The sequence below is a fragment of the Ancalomicrobiaceae bacterium S20 genome, from assembly GCA_040269895.1.
In the GTDB taxonomy this organism is placed as follows: Bacteria; Pseudomonadota; Alphaproteobacteria; order Rhizobiales; family Ancalomicrobiaceae; genus Methyloraptor; species Methyloraptor flagellatus.
Genome location: CP158568.1, coordinates 1,582,447 through 1,605,776, shown reverse-complemented (window position 1 = coordinate 1,605,776; position 23,330 = coordinate 1,582,447). Strand labels below are relative to the sequence as shown.

The window sequence follows — 23,330 nt, the reverse complement described above, 5'->3', positions numbered from 1 at the left end:
AACGCGTCTCAAGCCCGCGGGTCGATCAGAGCCTTGATGTAACCGGGCGCGTTGACGGCGAGCGCCGCGAACACCGCCGGTGCCTCCTCGAGCCCGACGGTGTGGCTGACGACCGACCGGACGTCGACCTTGCCCGCAGCGACGAGCGCGATGGCGCGCGGATAGACCTCGCCCATGCGGCGGGCGAACTTGATCTTGAGGCCGCGGCGGCGCGCGTCGGCGGCCGGCAGCGTGTAGGTGTCCCCGTCCGGAATGCCGACCAGCACGACGCGACCGCCGATGCGGGTCGCGGTGACGGCGTCGCGGAAGCCGACCGGCGAGTTGGTCGCCTCCAACGTCAGCGGGCAGCCGCCGGCCGACCATTCGACGATCTCGGCGACACTCGCGCCGACCTTGTCGGCGCCGATTTTCTTCGCCGTGTCGCGGCGATGGGCGAGCGGATCGCAGGCGAGGATCTCGCCCGCGCCGGCCGCCTTCAGCACCTGGATCACCAGGAGGCCGATCGGCCCGCAGCCGAGCACGGCCACGCGCTCGAGCAGCTTCGGCTTGGCGAGATCGACGGCATGGATCGCGACGCCGAGCGGCTCGAGCATCACGGCCTCGAGCGGATCGAACGCCGCCGGCAGCGGCACGATCTGCGACTTCGGCACCCAGATCCGGTCCGTCATGGCGCCGTCGAACGGCGGCGCGCCGATGAACTCGACGTTCGGGCACAGATTGAAATGCCCCTCGTGGCACCATTCGCAGTGCCCGCAGGCCTTGTTCGGATCGACCGCGACGAGCGCGCCCTTGGGCAGGCCGAGCGGCTCCAGATCCTCGCACAGGAAACCGCCGAACTCGTGCCCCGGCACGAACGGCGCCTTGATCACCGCCGCGCCGATGCCGCCGTCCTTGTAGTAGTGCAGGTCGCTGCCGCAGAGACCCACGGCGGCGACGTCGAGCAGCACCTCGTCGGGCCGGCCTTCACGCAGGTTGAAGGGCGCCACGCGCGCGTCGTTCGGGCCGTGGATGAAAAGTGCTCGGCTCATGAAATCCGATCCCTCGACGCGTACCGGACGGTCCGCCGTGGCCGGACCCGCAAGGAACGCGTCCCCGTGTTCGTCGGGATTCCCAATACAATCGCCTCGCCACGAAATCAACATATGGATTTTCATTTTTTCATTTGTTATCGCAGCGCGGCATAAGCGATCATGCCCGCCGCCCTCCGACCGGGAGCCGCCCGATGTCCCTGCCCGCGCCGTCCTCGCCCGAAACCGCCCTTATCGACGCGCTCGCCGCGATCGTCGGCACGCGTCATGTGCTGACCGAGCCGCAGGCGATGGCGCCGCATCTGGTCGAATGGCGCGGGCTCTATCGCGGCACGGCGCGCGCGGTGGTCCGGCCCGGCTCGACGGCCGAGGTGGCGGCGGTGATGCGGCTCGCGTCCGAACGGCGCGTGCCTGTGGTGCCGCAGGGCGGCAACACCGGCCTCGTCGGCGGCCAGATCCCGTTCGGCGACGATCAGATCGTGCTGTCGCTCGGACGGCTCGACCGCCTGCGCGACGTCGATCCCGTCACCGACACGATCGTCGCCGAGGCCGGCGTCACGCTGCAGCGGCTGCGCGAGGCGGCGGACGGCGTCGACCGGCTGTTCCCGCTCTCGATCGCGGCCGAGGGCTCCTGCACGATCGGCGGCAATCTCGCCACCAATGCCGGCGGCACGGCCGTGCTCGCCTATGGCAACGCCCGCGATCTGGTGCTCGGCCTGGAGGTCGTGCTCGCCGACGGCCGGATCTGGAACGGCCTCGGCCGGCTGCGCAAGGACAACACCGGCTACGACCTGAAGCACCTGTTCGTCGGCTCGGAAGGCACGCTCGGTGTGATCACCGCGGCGGTCCTGAAGCTGTTCCCGAAGCCGCGCGCCAGCGCGACCGCCTTCGTCGCCGTGCCGGATCCGGCGAGCGCGATGCGCATCCTCGAACGCGCGCGGGGCGAGGCCGGCGGTGCGCTGACCACCTTCGAGCTGATGATGCGCCGCGCGGTCGAATTCGTGCTGAGCCACGGCACCGGCGTCCGCGATCCGCTCGCCGACACCGCGCCCTGGTACGTGCTGATCGAACTGACCGGACAGGACGAAGCCGCGCTCGCCGAACGCATGGAGGCGATCCTCGGCGCGGCCATCGAGGCCGGGGAGGCGACGGACGCGGCCCTCGCCGCCTCGCTCGACCAGGCCAGGGCGTTCTGGCGCATCCGCGATCTGATGTCCGAGGTCCAGGCCCACGAGGGCGGCTCGATCAAGCACGACATCGCGGTGCCGCTCGCGGCGATGCCGGCGTTCCTCGACGAGGCGATCGCCGCCGTCGAGGCGCTGGTGCCCGGTTGCCGGCCCGCCGCCTTCGGCCACGCCGGCGACGGCAACATCCATTTCAACGTCTCCCAGCCGCCGGGCGCCGACAAGGCAGCCTACATAGCCGGCTGGGAGGCGATGAACGCGATCGTCCACGCCATCGCGACCCGGCTCGGCGGCTCGATATCGGCCGAGCACGGCATCGGCATCCTGAAGCGGGATCTGCTGCCGGAGATGAAGGATCCGGTCGGTCTCGACCTGATGCGGACGCTCAAGGCATCGCTCGATCCGCTCGGCATTCTCAATCCCGGCAAGGTGCTCTGAGCCTCCGGCAGCCACCCATTCGCCGCACCCGGAAAACCACCGATTGACCGGAGCGAGCTTGGCCGGCACGGTGCGCGGATGCTGATCCGGTTCCGGACCCGAACGATGCGACTGTGGTTCGCGGCGCTCTTCGCGCTCGCGACGATCGCGCTCGGCTTCGGTCACCGTCCGCTCAGCCTCGGCCCCGACAGCGCAGCCGCCGCCGAAATCGAAGCCGTGCAGGCGGCCCTGACCCTGCCCGACGGCACCGTCGTGGCGATCTGCTCGTCCGATTCGGGCCATCCCGGCGCCCCGGCCGGTCATGGCGGCCACGCCGCCCATGATGCCCCCTGCGACGCCTGCCGTGTCTCCTCCGCGCCCGGCCTGCTGCCGACCCCGCCGAACCTGCCGTTGCCGGCGGGCAAGACGGTCGAGAACGGCCTGACCGTCGCCGACCTGATTCCGGCCTCGCCGGTCTTCGCCCCGCCTCACGCGGGCCGCCCGCTCACACCACGCACTGACCCGAACAGGCTCCGGTCCTGCGATCCGGAACCGGTCTTGCGACGGCCCATGGCCGTTCGCTCCCCCGCGTGGTGGAGAAAATCCCGATGTCGATCCTCACTTCCACGGCCGCGCCCGGCCGTCCGCTTAGCCCTGCCCGCGAGGGCGGTCCGGCCGCTGCCGATGGCGTGCATTCCGGAAGCCCGGTCCACGACCGGCAGGCGCCCGGCTCCGACGGTCCCTCCGACAGCCCCTCCCGCTCCCCCGTCTTCGACGTGATCGTCACGCCGCATCTATCCCTGGCCGACCGGGGCTACACTTGGTTGATCGTCGGCGTGCTCGCCGCCGCCCTGCTGGTGCAGATCTTCTTTCTGCTGATCGGCGTCTGGGTCGCCGGCGTCTATGTGCTGATCGATGGCGTCGTCCTCGCCTTCGCGCTGACCGTGTTCCGCGCCGAGGCCGATCGCGCCGAGCGGATCACGGTCGAGGCCGGGACGATCCGGATCGAGCATCGGCGCGGCGACGCGATCGTCGACCGGATCGAACTGCCGGTCTGGGGATCGGTGGTCGAACGCGACCAGGATCCCGACTATGGCTGCCGTGCGATCCGCCTGCGCCACCGACAGCGCCGCGTCGAGATCGCCCGCGATCTGGCGCCGGCCGAGCGCGTGGCGTTCCTCGACGCCCTGACCCGCGCCCTCGCCGCGGACGGCACGCCGATGCGCGTCGAGACGACCGCCGCCCTTCCTCTGCTCGCGGCTTGAGGAGGCACGGATGTATCGCTCGAACGAAGCCCTCTCGCCCGCCGCCCTGATCGCCCCGCCACTCGCTGGCGCGCTCGCAGCCGCCGCCATACCCGCGCCGGTGCGGTCCGATCCTTTCGCCGCTACGACGGCCCCGCGCCCTATCCGCGCCCGCGACACCATCCACCGCAGCGGCGATCCTGCCTGCGGCGCCTTCGTTGTCCGGCGCGGCGCGGTCATGCTGGTCGGCACGCTGCCGGACGGCCGGCGCCAGATCTACGATATCCTCGGCCCCGGCGACGTGTTCGGCCTCAGCGACCGGCCGGTCCATGGCCACGACGCCGTCGCGCTGACCGACTGTGTCACCGAGCCGTTTGGCTCCGCGCAGACGCAGGCGGCCGATGTCGTGGCGGCCGCGCTGGCGACCATCGCCCGCCAGCACCGTCACGCGATGCTGCTCGGCCGGCTGACCGCGCTCGAACGCGTTGCGGCCGGCGTGCTGCGGCTCTCCGAGGTTCTGTCGGCGGACGGCGTCGGCTTCGATTGCCCGCTGTCGCGGCAGGATCTCGCCGACTGGCTCGGCCTCGTGATCGAGACGGTGAGCCGGAACCTGACCGCGCTGCAGCGACGCGGCCTGATCGGCGTGGCGCGCTTCACGCGCTTCGAGATCCGCGACCGCGCCGGGCTCGATCGCCTGCTCGAACCGGGGGGCGCCGCCCATGCATGACGCGCGGCACATCGTCGGGACGCAGGACCGGACGGCGGCGACGACCGCCGTCCGGCGTCGCTGCGTCCCGGCGGCGCTGCTGCCGTTCCTGCTCGCCTGGCTCGTCTTTCTCGCGGCGCCGGTCGCCACCACCAACGCCTTCGTCACGCGTCTCGATCCGCTCGCGGCTGTCGTGATCTGCGGCGATCACGGTGGCCCGCGCCATCTGCCGACCATCCACGCCGATTGTTGCCAGTTCTGCTCGATCGCCACGGCCGCGCCGCCGCCGACCGAACCGGACGCAGCAGGCGCTCCGATCGTCGAGACCGTGGCGGTGCAGGACTGGCCGGCCCACGATGACGAGGCACTGCCACGCCGACGCTGCGTCGCCGCGCGTGCTCGTGCCCCGCCGCTCCCGGCCTGAATCCCATCCGGCACGCCCGCAAGGGCTCCACACTCGGTTCACAGTCCCCGATGACCGCGAGACGGCGTCGGGACGGGAGACGTTCATGCCCAGTTCCCCATCCACCGTGCCGCCATCTGCCGGGCGACCGGCCTGCTCGGCCTCGCGGTGCTCGCGGCACCGGCCCAAGCGGCCGCCGAGCAGGCGCTGCAGGACATCGTCGTCTATGGCGAGCGCACCGCACCTGTCGGCACCGGCAAGGGCGGCCTCGACAGCCCGCTCGCCAGCTTCACCCTGACCGGCCAGCCGCTGGCCGAGCGCGCGGTCGCGACCAGCGATACCGCCGGGCTGCTCAATGCCGTACCGGGCGTGACCACCGCCGCCGGCGGCGGCGTCTCGTCGCTGCCGGTGATCCGCGGCTTTTCCGACGACCAGATCAACGTGCTGACGGCCGGCATGGCGATCACCTCGGCCTGCGGCAACCACATGAACCCGCCGCTCTCCTACATCGACCCGTCGAATGTCGGCTCGGTCGAGGTGCTGGCGGGTCTCGTGCCGGTCTCCAAGGGCGGCGACAGCATCGGCGGCACGATCATCGTGGAGCCGCGCGCGCCGCGCTTCGCGACCGGCCCCGGCATCGAGATCCACGGCGGCGCCGGGATCGTCTATCGCTCGAACGGCAACGGCGTCGCCGCCAACCTCAATGCCTCGGTCGCCAACAAGGACTGGGCGCTCGACTACGACGGCTCCTGGACCAAGGCGTCCAACTACGAGGCCGGCGGCGGCCGCGTCGTCCGGTCGACGCTCTACGAGGCGCTGAACCATACGCTCAGGCTGTCGCGCCGGCTCGACAACGGCGTCGCGACCCTGACCGGCGGCATCCAGAACATCCCCTACCAGGGTTTCCCGAACGTCCGCATGGACATGCTCGGCAATCACGTCGGCTTCCTGAACGCCCGCTATCAGGGCGCGTTCGACTGGGGGGCGCTCGACGCGCGCGCCTACTACCAGCACACCGAGCACTACATGAACTTCCTCGCCGACAAGTACGGCGGCCGGATCGTGACCTCGACCACCGGCATGCCGATGTACACGCGCGGCGACGATATCGGCTGGGCGGTCAAGGCCGAGTTCGCGCTGACCAAGACCGACCTGCTGCGTCTCGGCAACGAGTTCCGCCACACCACCCTCGACGACTGGTGGCCGCCGGTCGCCGGCATGTATCCGGGCATGTGCTGCAACACGTTCTGGAACATCAACGGCGGCCGCCGCGACCGGCTCTCGACCTTCGCCGAATGGGAGAAGACCTGGTCGAAGGAGTGGTCGACGCTGCTCGGCATCCGCAACGACACGGTGTGGATGGATACCGGTAACGTCCAGGGCTACAGCGCCGTCAACGGCATGGTGAACTACCTGCGCGACTCCACCGCCTTCAACGCGCTCGACCATGCCAAGACCGACATCAACTTCGACTTGACCGCGCTCGCGCGCTGGAAGCCGACCGAACTGGTCGACACCGAGTTCGGCTACGCCCGCAAGACGCGCTCGCCGAACCTCTACGAGCGCTATGCCTGGTCGACCGGCACCATGGCGAGCCGCATGATCTCCTGGGCCGGCGACGCCAACGGCTATGTCGGCAACGTCAACCTGAAGCCCGAGGTCGCCCACATCGCCTCGTTCACGCTCGGCCTGCACGATGCCGCCCGGCGCGACTGGGAGCTCAAGGTCACGCCCTGGTACTCCTATGTCGAGAACTACATCGACGCCGACCGGCATCCGCAGCAGCTCTCGACCGGCGCCTTCCCGCTGCTGCGCTTCGCCAACCACGATGCCGAGCTCTGGGGCTTCGACGCCTCGGCGCGCGCCCGTCTTTGGACCAACGAGACCTGGGGCAGCTTCGCCGTCACGGGTTCGCTCGCCTATGCCCATGGCGAGAACCTCGACACCCGCGACGGGCTCTATCGCATCATGCCGCTCAACGGCCGGATCGCGCTGGAGCACGGGCTCGGCGCCTGGTCGAATGCGCTCGAGCTGCAGCTGGTCTCCGAGAAGACGCGCGTGTCGAACACCCGCAACGAGCCGACCACGCCCGGCTACGCGCTTTTGGCCTACCGCACCGGCTACCAGTGGGGCGCGATCCGGTTCGATCTCGGCGTCGAGAACATCTTCGACCAGCGCTACGCCCTGCCGCTCGGCGGCGTCGACTTCGCCGACTACAAGGCCGGCGGCTCGGTCGGCACGATCAGCGCCCTGCCCGGCCCGGGTCGGACGATCTATGCGGGCGTCTCGATGAAGTTTTGACCACCGGCGGATCGAGCGGCGGGCGGTCGCGCCTGCCGCTCGGTTTACTGACCGGCGCGGCGGTACACCCCGCCGCGCCTGTGGCGCAGAGGAGACGCGGCCCAATGGTCGGTGTAATTCCAAAAACGCCGCATCGACGCGACGGCATCGCCCGTGCTAGCCATGATCTCGACACAATCGAGATCGGGGCTCACCGTGGGCTTGCGTCGGATCCATGCGATCCTGCCGCTTCTGCTGATCGCTTGGCTGGCGCAATTCATTGCGCCGGTCGGGGCGAATACGGCCGCCGTTGCCGCCCTCGATCCGCTCGCCGGCGCGGTGATCTGCACGCATGTCGCCGCCACCCCAAACGACGCCGGCCCGGCCCATCCCGCCTCCGGCGACGACTGCTGCGCCTTCTGTACAGCGGCTGCGCCGGTCGGCACGCCGCCGGTCCCGCTCGCGGCCCCGGTGCCGCCCGCTACCCTCATCCTCGACCCGCATGGCTGGCGCACGACCAATGTCACGCGGCTGAATCTTGCGCTGGAACAACGATTCCGCGCCCGCGCGCCACCAAGCTTCTCCTGACGATCGAGCCCGGCCTCACGGCCGATCCTTTCGTTCCGGGCCCCCTCGCGGGCCGTCGGGAGACATCCATGATCCGTCATTCCATCCTGTGCGGCGCGAGCGCTCTCGCCGTCGCTGCCGCCTGTCTCGCGTCGCCCGCAGCCGCCGCCGGCGCCAACGGCGACACCCTGCCCGATATCGAAGTGACCGCCGACCGTGTCGGCGCCGGCGCGGCGCCGATCAAGGACCGGCAGAACCTGCCGCAGACCGCCGCGAGCGTCACCAAGGAGACGATCGACGCGCAGGTCAACGTGATCGACAGCGAAGACGCGGTGAAATACCTGCCGAGCCTGTTCGTGCGCAAACGCAATGCCGGCGACACGCAGCCCGTGCTCGCGACCCGTACCTGGGGCGTCAATTCCTCGGCGCGCACGCTGGTCTACGCCGACGACATCCTGCTCAGCGCGCTGATCGCCAACAACAACACGATCGGCGCCCCGCGCTGGGGTCTGGTCGCGCCGGAGGAGATCGAGCGCGTCGATTTCCTCTATGGCCCCTATGCGGCCGCCTTCCCCGGCAATTCGATCGGCGGCGTGCTGCAGTTCACCACCCGCATGCCCGACAAGTTCGAATGGTCGGCGAAGCAGACGACGGCCTGGCAGACCTTCACGCAATACGGCACGAGCAAACTCCTGCCGACCACGCAGACCAGCGGCTCGATCGGCGGTCGGTCGGAGGCTTTCTCCTGGTTGCTGTCCGGCAACTTCCAGGACAGCTACAGCCAGCCGCTGACCTATGTCACCAGTGCGACCGCGCCGGCCGGCACCACTGGCACATATGCCGCGCTGAACCGCACTGGGGGCGTCGCCAATGTGGTCGGCGCCGGCGGCCTGCTGCACACCGACATGGTGAACCTCAAGTCGAAGTTCGCCCTCGACATCACGCCCTGGCTTCGCGCGACCTACACTGCGGCGCTCTGGCAGAACATCGGCCGCTCCGACGTCGACACCTACCTGACCGCGACCGCCACGGGCCGGCCGACCTTCGGCGGGCTCAGCGGCTTCGCAAGCGGCCGCTACTCGATCCAGGAGCGCCACCTCGCCCAGTCCCTGTCGCTGAAAACCGACATGAAGGACGTGTTCGACTGGGACGTCTCGGTCTCGCGCTATGACGTGCTCGACGATATCCAGCGCAATCCGTGGACGGTGACCACCGGCACCGGCTTCTCGACCTATGGCAAGATCACCCGCCTCGACGGCACCAACTGGACCAACGCCGATGCCAAGGGCATCTGGCGACCGTTCGGTCCCGGCGGCGCACACGAGGTGAGCTTCGGCGTCCATGCCGATCTCTATCGCCTGTCCAATCCGGTCTATCGGACCGCGACCTGGGAGAGCGGCCCCTCGGGCGGCGACGGCACGCTCTACTCGACCAGCCGCGGCACGACGGCCACCAATGCCGTTTTCCTGCAAGACGCCTGGAAGTTCGCCCCCGGCTTCAAGGCGACGCTCGGTGGCCGGCTGGAGGACTGGACGGCCTCGAACGGCTTCACGCTGAACACCACCACCAATGCAACGACCGGCGCGATCACCGGCACGAGTGGCGTGAACCAAGCGAGCGTCTCGGCGCTGCGCTTCTCGCCGAAGGCCGCGCTGGAGTGGCAGGCGACGCCCGACTGGACGGTCTCCGGCGCCTTCGGCGTCGCCAACCGCTTCCCGACCGTGACCGAGCTCTACCAAACCGTCACATCGGGCACGACGATCATCTCGCCGAACCCGAACCTCAAGCCGGAACGGGCACTCTCCGGGGAAGTCGCGATCGAGCGCCGGCTCGACGGCGGTCGCGTCCGGTTGTCTCTGTTCACCGAGGACACGTTCGACGCGCTCGTTTCGCAGTCGAGCTACGTGGCACCCAATACGACGACGCTGTTCACGGTCGTCGGCAATGTCGATCACATCCGCAACCGAGGCATCGAGATCGCCGCGGAGAAGAACAACGTCCTGATCGACGGCCTTCAGCTTTCCGGCAGCGTGACCTGGGTCGATAGCCGGATCATCGCCGACCGCTCCTGGGGCGGCGCGACCTCCGTCGTCGGCAAGCACGTGCCCTACGTGCCCGACTTCCGCTCGACCATCGCCGCGACCTATCGCCCGAACGACGTCTGGGCCTTCACGCTCGCGGCACGCTACAGCGGCCGCCAGTTCGCGACCCTCGACAACGCCGATGTGATCTCGAAGGTCTACCAGTCGTTCGACCGCTTCCTCGTTGCCGACCTGCATGCCCAGTACAAGCTCAACGCCTGGGCCACGCTCGACTTCGGCATCGATAACATCGCCGACTACCGCTACATGCTGTTCCACCCGTTCCCGGGTCGAACCTTCTTCGCCAGCGCCAAGATCAAACTCTGACCCCGCCAGACCGGTGGCGTCGGGCCCGACGATGTCGGGACGCGGCGCCGCCGGTTCCCCGATCGGGAGCCGACCCCATGGATAGCATCACCCTGTCGCCCGTCGGTCTGTTCCTGCAGGCCGGTCCGGTCGGCAAGACCGTCATGATCCTGCTGCTCGGCGCCTCCGTCTGGTGCTGGATCCTGATCATCGAGGCCGTCGCCGTGCTGGCCCGCTTGGGCCGGACGCTCAGGGCCGGCGCGGCCGGCGGCCTGATCGGCGAGATCGACGACGCCGGCCGCGACGCGGCCCGTCTCGCCATCCCCGGCGAGACGGTCGGCGAGCGACGCCATCGGGTCGCGGAAGCGATGCACCGAACCGCGCGGGCTCGTCTCGCGCAAGCCGAGGGCGGCCTGCCGAACCTCGCCGTGATCGCCTCGGTCGCGCCCTTCGTCGGCCTGTTCGGCACGGTCTGGGGCATCATGACCAGCTTCGTCGGCATCGCCGCGACCAAGGACACGAGCCTCGCCACCGTCGCCCCCGGCATCGCCGAGGCGCTCGCGGCCACCGCCTACGGCCTCGTCGCCGCGATTCCCGCCTCGATCGGCTATTCGCGCCTCGGCGCCGGCTTCGCCCGCCGGGCCGAACGCATCGGCCACATCGTCGATGCCCGCGCGATTCTCATCGCGGCCGGCCTCGCCGGTCGCCCGGACCCGGAGGACCGTCGATGACCCCCTCGGACCCGTCATCCGGACGAGGCGGCTTCCGGCCGCTCGCCGACATCAACGTCACGCCGCTCGTCGACGTGATGCTGGTGCTGCTCGTCGTGTTCATGATCACGGCGCCGCTGCTCGCCAGCGGATTGAAGCTCGACCTGCCGGCCGCCGCCGTCGCCAAGCCGCTCGACCCGAAGAAGCCCATACCGCTCAGCGTCGCCAAGGACGGCCGCATCGCGGTCGGCACCGACCCGGTCACGCTCGACACGTTGGTGGACAAGGTGCGCGCGGCGGCCGGCGGCGATCCGGCCGCGACCATCCAGTTGCGCGGCGATCGGAAACGCCGTTCGGCGACATCGTCGCCGTGATGGACCGCCTCGCCGGCGCCGGCCTGACCCGGATCGCGATCGTCACCGACCGAACCACCAGAACGGCCGCCGCCCGATCGGGCATCGACGCGCCTGTGCCCGCAAGCCCCGTCGCCGGACCGCCCGCATCGCAGGCACCGGCCACTCAGTCCCTGTCTGCCGAGCAGGCCGCGCCCGCCGGCGTACACGATCATCACTGACGATCGCCATGAGTGCCTTCGTGCCGCGTCCTGCCCCGCTGCTTCGCCCCACCGACCTGCGTGCCCGCTGGCTGCGGCCGGCCGCGATCGGCCTCGCGCTCTCGGGCCATGCGGCGGTTGCGCTCTGGTCGCTGGCGCCGAGCCCGGCTCCCGCGCCCGCGGTCGAGACGATCGAGGTCACGATCGCGGCCGAATCCACGGTTCCCGAACCAGCATCCGAGACGACCGCTGCGGTGCCCGTCGCCGCGGCTCCGCCGGCTCCGCCCGAGACGACGGCTCCTCCCGAGCCGGCGCCGACGCAGGCAGAGCCGCCCAAGCCCGAACCGGCGCCCGCCCCTCTCGCGCCCGAGCCGTCTCCCGTCGAGACCAAGCCGGCCGAACCGGAACCGCAGCCTCCGGAGCCCGTGGCCTTGCCCGAGCCCCCCGGCTCCGGCGCCCGAACCGGAGCGGCCGGCCCCCGTCATCGTGGCACCGGCCGTGCGCGAACCGAGCGTTTTCGTCGCCCCGCCGCCGGAGCCGCCGAAGCGTCGGGAGAACCCGCCGGAGAAGCCACGCCGTATCGCCCGAGACACCCGTCCGGCCGCCGCCGCGCTCGATCGCGGCGGCGCAGCCGCAGGCCGAGGCGGCCGCCGCAGCACGCGCGAGCTACGCCTCGCTGCTGGCCGCCGAGATCGCGCGCAACACGTTCTTCCCGGCCGAGGCCCGGGCCCGCAACGCCGCCGGCAGCGTCGGCGTCTCCCTGACTGTCGGACCGTCGGGCACGGTCACCGAGCGGTCGGTGATCCGTTCCTCCGGCGATCCGAGCCTCGATGCCGCCGCGCTGACCATCCTCGGCCGCGTACGCACACCGCCGCCCCCCGGCGGGCGGTTTTCGACCTCGACCAACATCCGCTTCCATCTGCGGTGAGCGTCACGCGATGCGCCATGCCGCAACGCACGCAGACCGACCTCGCGTTATTACCTAATGAATATAGCGTACGTCGTTCGTTGTATTTCTCGGACGATAGCGACACGCGCATGCGCGCCGTATCCGACCGCTCATCGGATCGGCGTTTGCGCCGCGGGGCAACACGGCCGGAGGCCTGCCGCAGTATGGATGGGTCGACTCAGGCCTCGGACGCCGCCGCGGAATCGGCCACGTCCGGCGACCGCGCGATCTCGTCCTGGAGCGCCTTCAGATGCGGCGCGGCCGCATCGACCGCCGCGCGCTCGATTGCCCGATAGCGCGCGATCAGCGCCAGTCCGAGCACGGTCAGCCGGGCCCCGCCGCCCTTGCGACCGCCGGTCTGGCTCTCGACAACCGCCTTGCCGAAGATCGAATTCAGCTCTTCGACCAATTCCCAGGCCCGCCGATACGACATATCCATCGCCCGCCCGGCCGCCGAGATCGAGCCGAAAGCGGCGATCTTCTCGAGCAGTTCGATCTTGCCGGGACCGATCCGGCCGTCGGAGTCGAGATCGATGCGGAGGCTCAGGGTCGGCATTCGGCGGTTCCGGGTCTTGATGGTGGCCGCGGGGGCCTCGGCGCACACGCGCCCGCGGCGACTATGGCCCGCCGCGTCCGCCACCGCCAGAGGTGGACAGCGGCTGGTATGCCGATTTCCGCATGTGCGGAGCCGGCCGAGACCTGTCCCGCACCTGACCATCCACTACGAAGGTGTAGGTGTTTCACGCGAGCGTACAGCTTGCGTTATTTATGCATGAATATAACGTCGCCCGCGATCGGTCATGCTGCACCGCAACCGAACGGGCGTGGTCCGCAGGACTTGCCCTCGACCTCTGCAGGGCAAGACCGCGCGGATCGGCCCACAGGCCGAAGACAACAAAGGCGCGAGGCGTCGACCCGCCGCGCCGAAGGGAGGACGTCATGTTCCATCAGGAAATCGAGAAGCTGAAGTCGCGCGTGATCTGGCGCGCCCGCTACGACAACTTCATCGGTGGCAAGTGGGTCGCCCCGGTCAACGGCGAGTATTTCGCCAACCTGAGCCCGGTCACCGGCAAGATCGTCTGCGAGGTGGCGCGCAGCCAGGCGCAGGACATCGAGCTCGCCCTCGACGCCGCCCACAAGGCCAAGGACGCCTGGGGCCGCACCTCGCCGGCCGAGCGCGCCCGCGTGCTCAACAAGATCGCCGACCTCATGGAGGCGAACCTCGACGTGCTCGCCCTCGTCGAGACCATCGACAACGGCAAGCCGATCCGCGAGACGACCCACGCCGACCTGCCGCTCGCCATCGACCACTTCCGCTACTTCGCCGGCTGCATCCGCGCCCAGGAAGGTTCGATCGCCGAGATCGACCACGACACGGTCGCCTATCACTTCCACGAGCCGCTCGGCGTCGTCGGTCAGATCATTCCCTGGAACTTCCCGCTGCTGATGGCCGTGTGGAAGCTCGCCCCGGCGATCGCCGCCGGCAACTGCGTCGTGCTGAAGCCGGCCGAGCAGACCCCGCTGTCGATCATGGTGCTGATCGACATCATCAAGGAAGCGATCCCGGACGGCGTCATCAACGTCGTCAACGGCTTCGGCGTCGAAGCCGGCAAGCCGCTCGCCCAGAACAAGCGTATCGCCAAGATCGCCTTCACCGGCGAGACCTCGACCGGCCGTCTGATCATGCAGTACGCGTCGGAGAACATCATCCCGGTGACGCTCGAGCTCGGCGGCAAGTCGCCGAACATCTTCTTCGCCGACGTCATGAACGAGGACGACGACTTCCTCGACAAGGCGCTCGAAGGCTTCACGATGTTCGCGCTGAACCAGGGCGAGGTCTGCACCTGCCCGAGCCGCGCGCTGGTGCAGAAGTCGGTCTATGATCGCTTCATGGAGAAGGCGCTCGCCCGCGTCGCCAAGATCGTCCAGGGCCATCCCTTCGATCCCTCGACCATGATCGGCGCGCAGGCCTCCAACGACCAGCTCGAGAAGATCCTGGCCTACATCGACATCGGCAAGCAGGAGGGCGCCAAGCTCCTCGCCGGCGGCGGTCGCGCCCATCTCGGCGGCGAGCTCGAAGAGGGCTTCTACGTCCAGCCGACCGTGTTCGAGGGCCACAACAAGATGCGGATCTTCCAGGAGGAGATCTTCGGCCCGGTGCTGTCGGTGACCACCTTCGAGACCCCGGAAGAGGCGCTCGAGATCGCCAACGACACGCTCTACGGCCTCGGCGCCGGCGTGTGGACCCGCAACATCAACCACGCCTACCGCTTCGGCCGTTCGATCCAGGCCGGCCGCGTGTGGACCAACTGCTACCACGCCTACCCGGCCCACGCGGCCTTCGGCGGCTACAAGCAGTCGGGCATCGGTCGCGAGACCCACAAGATGATGCTCGACCACTATCAGCAGACCAAGAACATGCTGGTCAGCTACTCGACCAAGGCGCTCGGCTTCTTCTGAGCCGCCCGTCCGAGCATCGAACGCCGGTCCCTCGCCCCGAGGCGCAAGGACCGGCGTTTCTCTCGACCCGACACGCCTCGAGGCGCCATACCCCTCGGGGCCACCCCGGACACCGTCCTTCCTGCATCTGGGGCGGCGCCCAGGGTTTCGTTTTTCATCGGATGAGGAGACCGATCATGGTCGAACGCGTGGTGGACGAACACGCGCCGGTCGAGCGCGTGACGGCGACGGACGCCGCGCTGGCGCTGATCGCCAAGCTCGCGGCCCGGCACGGACCGCTGATGTTCCATCAATCCGGCGGCTGCTGCGACGGCTCGGCGCCGATGTGCTACCCGGCCGGCGACTTCCGCACCGGCGGCAGCGACGTCCGCCTCGGCGAAATCGGCGGCATGCCGTTCTTCATCGGCGCCGCGCAGTTCGCCTATTGGCAGCACACGCAGCTGATCATCGACGTCGTGCCGGGCCGCGGTTCCGGCTTCTCGCTCGAGGCGCCCGAGGGCGTGCGGTTCCTGACCCGCAGCCGCGTGTTCACCGACGCCGAATGCGACGCGCTCGCGCCACTGACGTGAGCGGCCGACCGACCGTCACCGCACGGTCGACGCCGGACCGCGGACCGACAAGCTCGACCGCAACCGTCGACCATTGCGCCGATCCGTCGAAAAAACATAGCAGCGTCGCACACATACGGTCATATGCGGATGGATGAATTCACGAGCCCCATGACATGATCCTGTGGTTGAGTCCGCCCGGACGACGACTCGCGATGGGGTCCAGATGCTCGATATCCGCTGGCTTGAAGATCTGGTCGCCGTCGCCGAGACGCGGAACATCACGCGGGCGGCCGAGCTCCGCAACATCACCCAGTCCGGCCTCAGCCGACGGATTCAGTCCCTGGAACATTGGGTCGGCGCGCCGCTGATCGACCGCCGCCACGCCCAGATCGACCTGACCGACGCCGGCACCAAGTTCCTCGAAGCCGCGAGCGAGACGCTGGCGCGGCTGAATTCCGCCCGCCTCACCATTCGGCAGGACAAGACCGAGCGCCTGCGCCAGATCCGGTTCGCCGCGCCGCACATCCTTTCGGTGTCGTTCTTTCCGCACTGGCTGCCGGCGATCCAGACCGGGCTCGGCAGCGTGCGCCTGTCGGTCGCCTCCGACAACCTGCCCGGCTGCGTCGGCATGCTGCGCGACGGCACGGCCGATTTCGTCGTCTGCCTGATGGACTGCGAAGGCGAGATCGCGGCCCGCGCCGATCGGTCGCTCGCCGGCGAGGCCTGGATCTCGGTCGGCCGCGAGAGCCTCGTGCCGCTGTCCGCGCCAGGGCCGGACGGTGTAACCCCGGTGCACGCGCTCGCGACCGCCACGAGCCGCGCGGTCTCCTATCTCGCCTACAGCCCGGAATGTTCGCTCGGCTGGGCCGTCGAAGGCCTGCTCGGACGGCGCCCGGCCCTCACGCATCTGCAGACGCTCTACGACAATTCGCTCGCCGACGGCCTCCGGACCATGGCCCTCGCCGGCCTCGGCGTCGCCTGGCTGCCGCTGACCATGACCGAGGGCGACATGATGCGCGGCCGTCTGGTCCGGGCCGGTGGCGCGGATATGACCATCGACCTCGACATCCGCGTCTACCGCTCGCAACAGCGCCTCTCCAAGAAGGCCGAAGACCTCTGGCAGACCCTGCTCACGGCCCAGCGCCCGCGGGCTCAACCGGCAGAGGCGATTGCGGTCTGAGGCACGGCTCGCGGGTCGCCGAAGGCTGAGCTGATCCGCACACATATCCGTTTTAATCAACGCTCTAGAGAGTTTTCCTCAACCAGGATCGGCCACCGCCGCTTCTGGCGCGCCGCGTCATGCGCAGGATCCGCTGCAGCGCCGGTTCGGCCAATGTCTCGATCAGGTGCCTTCGGTGCCGCTGGGCCGATGCAGTGATGGGGCGAGACCGGCCGAGAGCACCCGCAGTGCCCGGCGATGCGGCATAGAAGATCCCAAAAATTCATCAGATTGTAACGAATACGAGCAGCGCGTGATTCGATGCGAGTTCGTCATATAACTATTCTAGCTCGGAATTAGACGCCTCATCTGCAGCACTGTCATAGTTTCCTTCATGGACGATGCAGTGTTGCGAGGGGCGAACATGCTGGATCGGCGCAGTTTTATTCTAAGTGTCGGCACTGCGGCACTCACGAATACATCGATCGCGGAGGCTGCACCTTCCGCAACGGCAGACACCGTCGCCGCACCGGCGTCGGGCGCGCCTGAGGCACTGCTCACCCTGACGCCCAAGGAGGCCGCGCTGCTGACGGCGCTGGTCGATCGCCTGATCCCGGCCGACGACCTGTCGCCTTCCGCCTCCCAGTGCGGCGTGGTCACCTACATCGACCGCCAGCTCGCGGGGGCTTTCGGCGCCGGTGCGCGGCTCTATCTCGAAGGTCCGTTCCGGCCGAATGCGCCGGCCGTGTTCGGCTACCAGTCCGCGATGACCCCGCTGCAACTGGTCCAGGCCGGCGCGGCCGAGCTCGACGACTGGAGCACGGCCCAGCGCGGCAAGCCGATCGCCGCCCTGCCCGCCGCCGAGCTCGATCCGGTTCTGAAGGATCTCGAGGCCGGCAAGATCACGCTCGGCCGCGTCAAGGCGACCGCCTTCTTCGAGATGCTGCTCCAGCTCACGATGGAAGGCTTCTTCGCCGACCCGATCTACGGCGGCAATCGCGACAAGGCCGCCTGGCGGATGATCGGCTACCCCGGCCTGCCGGCGACCTACGCCAAGGCGATCCGGACCCATCGCGGCAAGCGCTACGAGGCCGAGCCGAAGTCGATCGCCGATTTCGCCTGACCAATCCCCATCCGATCTGTCCCGTTTCTCGCGAGGCTCGACCCATGGTTCAGCAGCTCAAGCCCGTCGACGTGGTCGTCGTCGGGCTCGGATGGACCGGCGCCATCATGGCGCGTGAATTGACCAAGGCCGGCCTCGAAGTGCTGGCGATCGAGCGCGGCCCGGATCGCGATGCCGCGTCGAGCTTCGCGCTGCCGTCGATCCGCGACGAGCTGCGCTATTCGATCCGGCAGGAACTGATGCAGGACGCCAAGACCGATCCGGTCTCGTTCCGCCATCGCCCGACCGACGAGGCGCTGCCGATCCGCCGCTTCGGCGCCTTCCTGCCCGGCGACGGCGTCGGCGGCATGGGCACGCACTGGAACGGCAACACCTTCCGCTTCCTGCCGACCGACCATCGGCTGAAGAGCCATCTGACCGAACGCTACGGCGCCGCGCGCATCCCGGACTACATGACGATCCAGGACTGGGACGTCAGCTACGACGAGCTCGAGCCGCATTATGCGAAGTTCGAGGCCGTCTGCGGCGTCTCGGGCAAGGCCGGCAACATCCGCGGCGCGATCCAGGCCGGCGGCAACCCGTTCGAAGGCCCGCGCAGCGGCGAATATCCGAACAAGCCGCTGACGCCGTCCCATGCCAACGAGTTGTTCCGCAAGGGCGCCGGCGACCTCGGCCTGCACCCGTTTCCCGCGCCGGCGTCCAATTCGAGCGCGCCTTACACCAACCCGGAAGGTGCCAAGCTCGGCGGCTGCCAATATTGCGGCCACTGCGACCGCTTCGGCTGCGAGGCCGACGCCAAGGCCACACCCTGGTCGACGCTCGGACCGGCGCTGACCGGCGAGGCCAAGTTTCGCAAGCTGACGCAGGCCTATGTCTCGCGCGTGCTCTACGACAAGGCCGCCAAACGCGCGACCGGCGTCCGCTACATCGACGTGCGGTCGGGCGAGACCTTCGACCAGCCGGCCGAGATCGTCGTGCTCGCCACCTGGGTGTTCGGCAACACCCGGCTGCTGCTCAATTCCGGCATCGGCACGCCTTACGATCCGAAGACCGGCAGCGGCGTCGTCGGCAAGAACTACTGCTATCAGATCCAGCCGACCTGCGAGGTGTTCTTCGAAACCGAGGAACTGAACCCGTTCATGGGCGCCGGCGGCCTCGGCATGGTCGTCGACGACTTCAACGGCGACAACTTCGACCATTCCAACCTGAACTTCTTCGGTGGCGGCTACATCTCGCTCGGCTCGACGAACGGCCGGCCGATCAACTTCCGCCCGACGCCGCCGGGCACACCGCGCTGGGGCGCGAAATGGAAGTCCGAGACGGCGAAATGGTATCGCCGGACCGCGAGCATGCTCGTTGAAGGCACCAACTATTCCTCGCGGGCGAACTTCCTCGACCTCGATCCGAACTACCGAAACGTCTTTGGCGACCCGCTGCTGCGCGTCACCTACAACTTCACCGACAACGACCGCGCCATGGCCGACTGGGTGCTCGGCAAGGCCGCCGAGATCGGCCGCGCCATGGGCGCGACCGTCGTCGCGCCGAAGCCGCGCAAGGGCGACTTCAACGTCACCGCCTATCAGTCGAGCCACAATTCCGGCGGCGCGATCATGGGCAAGTCGCCCGCCGACAGCGTCGTGAACCGCTATCTGCAGCACTGGGACGCCCACAATCTGTTCGTGGTCGGTGCCTCCGCCTTCCCGCAGAACGCCGGCTACAACCCGACCGCCGCCGCGGCCGCGCTGACCTACTGGGCCGCGCAGGCGATCGCCGGCGCCTACGTCAAGCATCCTGCTCCGCTGGTTCCGGCATGACGGCGGCGCGCGTGACCGGCCCGATCGGCCATCGCTCCGCAAGCCGCGCCAAGGCCGCGGCCACGGGTCCGCTCGTCGCCGCGGCGCTGTCGATCGCAGCACAGTCGATCGCAGCGCCGGCGCACGCAGCCGACGCCGACCACGGCGCCACGCTGTTCGGCCAGTGCGTCGCCTGCCACGGCGAACGCGGCGCCGGCACCGATCGCGGCCCGTCGCTGATCGGCGTGATCGGCCGGCCCGCCGGCCGGGTGCCCGGCTTCCCCTACTCCCGCGCCATGCAGCAGAGCCCGATCGTCTGGAACGACGACAAGCTCTCCGACTACCTGGTCGATCCGCAACAAGTCGTTCCAGGCAATCGCATGCCATTTGCGGGCTTTGAAACAAAAGACGACGGCCTCGATGTCGTCGCATACATAAAAAGACTTGAGACGAAGGTAAGCAAATAGGGAGAATAACGTTCGGCTTGGGCCCTAGGTACTCGGACCAAAACTCATCGTACTAGGAACGAGGAATTGGCCATGCCCAAAGAACTGATCCTCGGCTGCTGCTCCACCGGGGCAAAATACACGCCGAGAAACCATCGTCTCACGGGGGATGCGGTGCTGGACCGGATCTGCACGGGTGTCGACATCGCAGTCGGCGAGGACGAGATCGCCTGGGAAGTCGAACAGCTTTCCGATCTCGGCGTCCGCTATTACCACTACCACGCGCGGAACTTCTCCACGCGTGAGCAGACGACCGACAATGCGGTCTATGCCCGCGTCGGTCGCCTCGTCCAGGCGCTCGATCCGGACATGCTGATCAGCTTCGGCGCCAGCCGCAACGGACCGGAGGTCATGCAGCGGATCGCCGATCACGGCGAATGGGAACGCGTCAGCCACGCCGACCTGTCGCTGGCCGAGGGCGGCGCGCACTTCATCACCATGCAGGCCGCGATCGAGCTTCAGATCGTCTGCGATCTCGAGCACGCGACCGGCCGGCTGACCAAGGACTTCATCGAGAGCGATGCCTTCCTCGACGCCGTCGACCGCTACCGGCCATCGACCCGCATGGAAGACGTCACGATGGAGACCCACTCGACCGCCAACGGCAACCGCTACGGCCAATCCTCGCCGGCCGTGCAGATGGAGGCCTACGCCCGCGCCATCGCCGCGCGGCGCCGCCTGCACCTGCTCGACGAGATCGAATGGGTGCAGTTCGTGCGCAGCTTCGCCATGTCGCGTATGGCGATCGCCCGCCGCGATCTCGCCCTCGCCGGAGCCGATCAGCTCAACATCACGCTGCTGTTCGGCTTCTCGCCCAAGCTGCCGTTCCCGCAGACCTACGGCGAGTTCCGAAACGTTGTCGCCGCGGCGAAGTCGCTCGAGCGCGACTATCCGGGCGGCCCGAAGCGGCGGCGGATCTCGATCACGGTCGGCGCTGCGGTCCTGCCCCATCATGCCGCCGGCATCGCCTCGGCAATGGACGTCGGCCCGGATGCGGGTCTGATCGTCGATCCGGTCCGTCGCCTTGCCGGCTATGCCGCGCAGGACGACAGCGAGGTCGATGTCCTGCGCGTCGGCATGGAGGACGCCCCGTATCTGCTCGGTGCCGACGGCGTGGTCCGCCCGACCAACAACGTCGAACTCTGCCGCTACGCCGCGGATGCGCTCGACCGCTGCGGCGCGAGCCTGATCTTGGACCCCTCCCACATCACCGAGCGGCGCGCGCCGCTGCTTCGCAAGGCCGCGTGACCGGCACGCCGCCGGAACGGGCCGGCGGCGGCAACAAAGAAGGACGGAAGACACGTGTTGGCAGCCCTCGTGGTTCTCGCTCCGGTGTTCGGCTTGCTCGCGGTCGGATGGGCGGCCGCGCGCTTTCACATCGTCGACGAGGCCGGTACGCGCGGTCTGGTGAAGGTGGTCGGCACGCTCGCGGTGCCGGCACTCCTGTTTCGGGCGCTCGCGCACGAGACCGGAGGCGGCGGACTGCCGACGATCGCGATCGTCTACTTCGTCGCCTGCGCGCTGCTGCTGCTGATCGCCCATGTCTATGCCCGCCGCGTGCTCGGCCTCGGCCTGTCGGAGGCCGGCGTGTTCGGCATGGGCGCGGTCTATTCGAATTCCTCGCTGATCGGCGTGCCGGTCGTGCACGCCCTGTTCGGCGACCGCGGCGTGGTCGAGATCACCGAGATCATCGCCGTTCACTCGCTGATCCTGATTCCGGCCGCCACGCTGCTGGTCGCGGCCGGCGTCGGCGGCGAAAGGGTGCGGCTGCGGCCGACGCTCGTCGCCGCCTTCGGCAATCCGATGACGCTAGCGCTCATCGCCGGCTTCGCGGTGCGCATGAGCGGCCTGGCCCTGCCCGGACCGGTCGATCAGGTGATCGCCGCGCTCGCGACCGCCGCCTCGCCGCTGGCCCTCGTCGCGCTCGGCGCCCTGGTCTATCGGCTCGAATGGCCGGAAGCCGCCGGCCCGCCGCTGGCAGCCGCCGCGTTGAAGCTCGTCGTCCACCCGGTGCTGGTGTTCGCACTCGCCTGGGCGGCCGATCTGCCGCGCGAGGCGGTGGCCGTCGCAACCATCACCGCCGCCTTGCCGCCGGGCGTCAACGTCTATGTCATGGCATCGCAGTTCGGCCGCTATGCCGAGGAGGCGGCCTGCGCCTTCGCGGTCGCGACCACCGCCTCCCTGTTCACCATCACCGCCGTCGTCATGGCCTTCGCATGAGCCGGACGCCCCCTTTTCCATCCGGCGCCGCCGCGCCGTTCGACCCGAGGAGCACACGCCCCATGACCGAGACCATCGCCGTGATCGCCGCCGGCGCCATGGGTAGCGCCGTCGGCCGCCGCCTTTCCGCCAACGGCGCCACCGTGCTGACCTCGCTCGCCGGTCGCGGCGAGGCGAGCCGCGCCCGCGCCACCGCCGCCGGCATGATCGATGCCGACGACCGCACCATCGCCGAAAATGCCTCGCTGATCCTGTCGATCGTGCCGCCGGCCGATGCCAAGGCGCTGGCCGCGCGCTTCGCGCCGTTGATCGGCCGCAGCGGTGCGCCGGCCTTCGTCGACTGCAACGCCGTCGGTACCGAGACCATGGCCGCCATCGCCGAAACGCTCGGCGAGACCGGCGCCCGCTGCATCGACGGCGCCATCATCGGCTTTCCGCCGAAAGACGGCGAGCGCGGGCCGGCGTTCTACTTCTCCGGCGCCGCCGCCAACGATGCGGCCGTGCTCGGCGATCTCGGTCTCGACGTCCGCATCGTCGATGGCCCGATCGGCGCCGCCTCGGCGCTGAAGCTCTCCTATGCCGGCATCACCAAGGGCCTGGTCGCGATCGCCGCCGCGATGATCCTCGCCGCCGACCGCGCCGGCGCCGGTCCGGCGCTGCATGCCGAACTCGCAGCCAGCCAGCCGCAGCTCCTCACCCGTTTCGAGAAGACCCTGCCCGACATGTACGGCAAGGCCTATCGCTGGGTCGAGGAGATGCACGCCATCGCCGACTTCGTCGGCGCCGACTACCCGGAATCGTCCTTCTACCGGGGCGCCGCTCGCCTCTATGAGCGGATCGCCTCCGAAGACCTCGGTCCGGGCGAGAAGGCCGTCATGGACCGCTTCCTCGGCAGGAGCTGAGCCGGGCGTACCGCGAACGCGGCGCCGGCCACCTGCGGTCGGCGCCAAGCGTCAAGTCAAAGCATCTCCATCGATCGTGACCATCGAGGCGCTTTCAATGTAGCGGACCGATTTCACCCCATGGGTCGATGCGCCGAACGAAAAAACCGGAGTGCCACCCGCACTGCCGGCTTTCTGTATTTCTGTAA

The 23,330-nt window shown here is 69.1% G+C and carries 22 protein-coding genes; 20 read left to right on the top strand and 2 right to left on the bottom strand.

What is annotated here, in order from left to right:
• Window positions 1–8: 8 nt before the first annotated feature.
• Entirely contained in the window at window positions 9–1,028 is a 1,020-nt protein-coding gene (locus tag ABS361_07490; GenBank protein ID XBY46067.1) for an alcohol dehydrogenase catalytic domain-containing protein, read from the bottom strand.
• A 194-nt stretch (window positions 1,029–1,222) separates the two neighbouring features.
• Between ABS361_07490 and ABS361_07485 the strand changes: the two genes are divergently transcribed.
• The 11 genes from ABS361_07485 (at window position 1,223) to ABS361_07435 (ending at window position 12,407) form a co-directional block, all read left to right on the top strand.
• Entirely contained in the window at window positions 1,223–2,650 is a 1,428-nt protein-coding gene (locus ABS361_07485; GenBank protein XBY46066.1) for an FAD-binding oxidoreductase, read from the top strand.
• A 587-nt stretch (window positions 2,651–3,237) separates the two neighbouring features.
• Window positions 3,238–3,894 carry a DUF2244 domain-containing protein gene (locus tag ABS361_07480; protein XBY46065.1) on the top strand — a complete coding sequence of 219 codons (657 nt, stop codon included), beginning with the start codon at window positions 3,238–3,240 and terminating at the stop codon, window positions 3,892–3,894.
• Window positions 3,895–3,904: 10 nt separating this feature from the next.
• On the top strand, window positions 3,905–4,600 hold the full coding sequence (locus tag ABS361_07475) for a helix-turn-helix domain-containing protein (GenBank protein XBY46064.1): 696 nt from the start codon (window positions 3,905–3,907) through the stop codon (window positions 4,598–4,600).
• On the top strand, window positions 4,593–5,003 hold the full coding sequence (locus ABS361_07470; GenBank protein XBY46063.1) for a hypothetical protein: 411 nt from the start codon (window positions 4,593–4,595) through the stop codon (window positions 5,001–5,003). The genes ABS361_07475 and ABS361_07470 overlap by 8 nt, the downstream gene beginning before the upstream one ends.
• 147 nt (window positions 5,004–5,150) lie before the next feature.
• Window positions 5,151–7,283, top strand: a complete 2,133-nt coding sequence (locus tag ABS361_07465; protein XBY46062.1) for a TonB-dependent receptor plug domain-containing protein — start codon at window positions 5,151–5,153, stop codon at window positions 7,281–7,283.
• 162 nt (window positions 7,284–7,445) lie between these two features.
• Window positions 7,446–7,850, top strand: coding sequence for a DUF2946 family protein (locus ABS361_07460; GenBank protein XBY46061.1), 405 nt, complete (start codon window positions 7,446–7,448; stop codon window positions 7,848–7,850).
• Window positions 7,851–7,918: 68 nt separating this feature from the next.
• Window positions 7,919–10,237, top strand: coding sequence for a TonB-dependent receptor (locus ABS361_07455; protein ID XBY46060.1), 2,319 nt, complete (start codon window positions 7,919–7,921; stop codon window positions 10,235–10,237).
• 77 nt (window positions 10,238–10,314) lie between these two features.
• Window positions 10,315–10,947, top strand: coding sequence for a MotA/TolQ/ExbB proton channel family protein (locus tag ABS361_07450; protein XBY46059.1), 633 nt, complete (start codon window positions 10,315–10,317; stop codon window positions 10,945–10,947).
• Window positions 10,944–11,300, top strand: coding sequence for a biopolymer transporter ExbD (locus tag ABS361_07445; GenBank protein ID XBY46058.1), 357 nt, complete (start codon window positions 10,944–10,946; stop codon window positions 11,298–11,300). The genes ABS361_07450 and ABS361_07445 overlap by 4 nt, the downstream gene beginning before the upstream one ends.
• The gene (locus ABS361_07440; GenBank protein ID XBY46057.1) at window positions 11,300–11,500 is read left to right on the top strand and encodes a hypothetical protein; all 201 of its coding nucleotides are present in this window, start codon (window positions 11,300–11,302) and stop codon (window positions 11,498–11,500) included. The genes ABS361_07445 and ABS361_07440 overlap by 1 nt, the downstream gene beginning before the upstream one ends.
• On the top strand, window positions 11,457–12,407 hold the full coding sequence (locus ABS361_07435) for an energy transducer TonB (GenBank protein XBY46845.1): 951 nt from the start codon (window positions 11,457–11,459) through the stop codon (window positions 12,405–12,407). Before ABS361_07440 ends, ABS361_07435 begins: the two co-directional genes overlap by 44 nt.
• 199 nt (window positions 12,408–12,606) lie before the next feature.
• Here ABS361_07435 and ABS361_07430 read toward each other — a convergent pair whose 3' ends face one another.
• Window positions 12,607–12,984: a winged helix-turn-helix domain-containing protein gene (locus tag ABS361_07430; protein XBY46056.1), complete on the bottom strand. Its 378-nt coding sequence runs from the start codon at window positions 12,982–12,984 to the stop codon at window positions 12,607–12,609.
• A gap of 383 nt (window positions 12,985–13,367) precedes the next feature.
• Here ABS361_07430 and adh point away from each other — a divergent pair, with 383 nt between their 5' ends.
• From adh to ABS361_07385, 9 genes are all read left to right on the top strand, one after another.
• Window positions 13,368–14,888 carry an aldehyde dehydrogenase gene (adh, locus tag ABS361_07425; GenBank protein XBY46055.1) on the top strand — a complete coding sequence of 507 codons (1,521 nt, stop codon included), beginning with the start codon at window positions 13,368–13,370 and terminating at the stop codon, window positions 14,886–14,888.
• Between the two features lie 176 nt (window positions 14,889–15,064).
• Entirely contained in the window at window positions 15,065–15,457 is a 393-nt protein-coding gene (locus ABS361_07420) for a DUF779 domain-containing protein (GenBank protein XBY46054.1), read from the top strand.
• 205 nt (window positions 15,458–15,662) lie between these two features.
• A complete protein-coding gene (locus ABS361_07415) occupies window positions 15,663–16,619 on the top strand; it encodes a LysR substrate-binding domain-containing protein (protein ID XBY46053.1) in 957 nt (318 codons plus the stop codon).
• A 403-nt stretch (window positions 16,620–17,022) separates the two neighbouring features.
• Window positions 17,023–17,721, top strand: coding sequence for a gluconate 2-dehydrogenase subunit 3 family protein (locus ABS361_07410; protein XBY46052.1), 699 nt, complete (start codon window positions 17,023–17,025; stop codon window positions 17,719–17,721).
• 44 nt (window positions 17,722–17,765) lie between these two features.
• Window positions 17,766–19,535: a GMC family oxidoreductase gene (locus ABS361_07405; GenBank protein ID XBY46051.1), complete on the top strand. Its 1,770-nt coding sequence runs from the start codon at window positions 17,766–17,768 to the stop codon at window positions 19,533–19,535.
• An 11-nt stretch (window positions 19,536–19,546) separates the two neighbouring features.
• Window positions 19,547–19,981, top strand: a complete 435-nt coding sequence (locus tag ABS361_07400) for a c-type cytochrome (GenBank protein XBY46050.1) — start codon at window positions 19,547–19,549, stop codon at window positions 19,979–19,981.
• Between the two features lie 72 nt (window positions 19,982–20,053).
• Window positions 20,054–21,268 carry a hypothetical protein gene (locus ABS361_07395; GenBank protein ID XBY46049.1) on the top strand — a complete coding sequence of 405 codons (1,215 nt, stop codon included), beginning with the start codon at window positions 20,054–20,056 and terminating at the stop codon, window positions 21,266–21,268.
• Window positions 21,269–21,322: 54 nt separating this feature from the next.
• Window positions 21,323–22,240, top strand: coding sequence for an AEC family transporter (locus ABS361_07390; GenBank protein XBY46048.1), 918 nt, complete (start codon window positions 21,323–21,325; stop codon window positions 22,238–22,240).
• Between the two features lie 62 nt (window positions 22,241–22,302).
• Entirely contained in the window at window positions 22,303–23,142 is an 840-nt protein-coding gene (locus ABS361_07385; GenBank protein ID XBY46047.1) for a DUF1932 domain-containing protein, read from the top strand.
• Window positions 23,143–23,330 lie beyond the last annotated feature (188 nt).

Bases quoted from the DNA above. Each gene is read 5' to 3' on its own strand.
- ABS361_07490 (XBY46067.1), bottom strand. From the start codon at position 1,028: ATGAGCCGAGCACTTTTCATCCACGGCCCGAACGACGCGCGCGTGGCG.
- ABS361_07485 (XBY46066.1), top strand. From the start codon at position 1,223: ATGTCCCTGCCCGCGCCGTCCTCGCCCGAAACCGCCCTTATCGACGCG.
- ABS361_07480 (XBY46065.1), top strand. From the start codon at position 3,238: ATGTCGATCCTCACTTCCACGGCCGCGCCCGGCCGTCCGCTTAGCCCT.
- ABS361_07475 (XBY46064.1), top strand. From the start codon at position 3,905: ATGTATCGCTCGAACGAAGCCCTCTCGCCCGCCGCCCTGATCGCCCCG.
- ABS361_07470 (XBY46063.1), top strand. From the start codon at position 4,593: ATGCATGACGCGCGGCACATCGTCGGGACGCAGGACCGGACGGCGGCG.
- ABS361_07460 (XBY46061.1), top strand. From the start codon at position 7,446: ATGATCTCGACACAATCGAGATCGGGGCTCACCGTGGGCTTGCGTCGG.
- ABS361_07455 (XBY46060.1), top strand. From the start codon at position 7,919: ATGATCCGTCATTCCATCCTGTGCGGCGCGAGCGCTCTCGCCGTCGCT.
- ABS361_07450 (XBY46059.1), top strand. From the start codon at position 10,315: ATGGATAGCATCACCCTGTCGCCCGTCGGTCTGTTCCTGCAGGCCGGT.
- ABS361_07445 (XBY46058.1), top strand. From the start codon at position 10,944: ATGACCCCCTCGGACCCGTCATCCGGACGAGGCGGCTTCCGGCCGCTC.
- ABS361_07440 (XBY46057.1), top strand. From the start codon at position 11,300: ATGGACCGCCTCGCCGGCGCCGGCCTGACCCGGATCGCGATCGTCACC.
- ABS361_07430 (XBY46056.1), bottom strand. From the start codon at position 12,984: ATGCCGACCCTGAGCCTCCGCATCGATCTCGACTCCGACGGCCGGATC.
- adh (XBY46055.1), top strand. From the start codon at position 13,368: ATGTTCCATCAGGAAATCGAGAAGCTGAAGTCGCGCGTGATCTGGCGC.
- ABS361_07420 (XBY46054.1), top strand. From the start codon at position 15,065: ATGGTCGAACGCGTGGTGGACGAACACGCGCCGGTCGAGCGCGTGACG.
- ABS361_07415 (XBY46053.1), top strand. From the start codon at position 15,663: ATGCTCGATATCCGCTGGCTTGAAGATCTGGTCGCCGTCGCCGAGACG.
- ABS361_07410 (XBY46052.1), top strand. From the start codon at position 17,023: ATGCTGGATCGGCGCAGTTTTATTCTAAGTGTCGGCACTGCGGCACTC.
- ABS361_07405 (XBY46051.1), top strand. From the start codon at position 17,766: ATGGTTCAGCAGCTCAAGCCCGTCGACGTGGTCGTCGTCGGGCTCGGA.
- ABS361_07395 (XBY46049.1), top strand. From the start codon at position 20,054: ATGCCCAAAGAACTGATCCTCGGCTGCTGCTCCACCGGGGCAAAATAC.
- ABS361_07385 (XBY46047.1), top strand. From the start codon at position 22,303: ATGACCGAGACCATCGCCGTGATCGCCGCCGGCGCCATGGGTAGCGCC.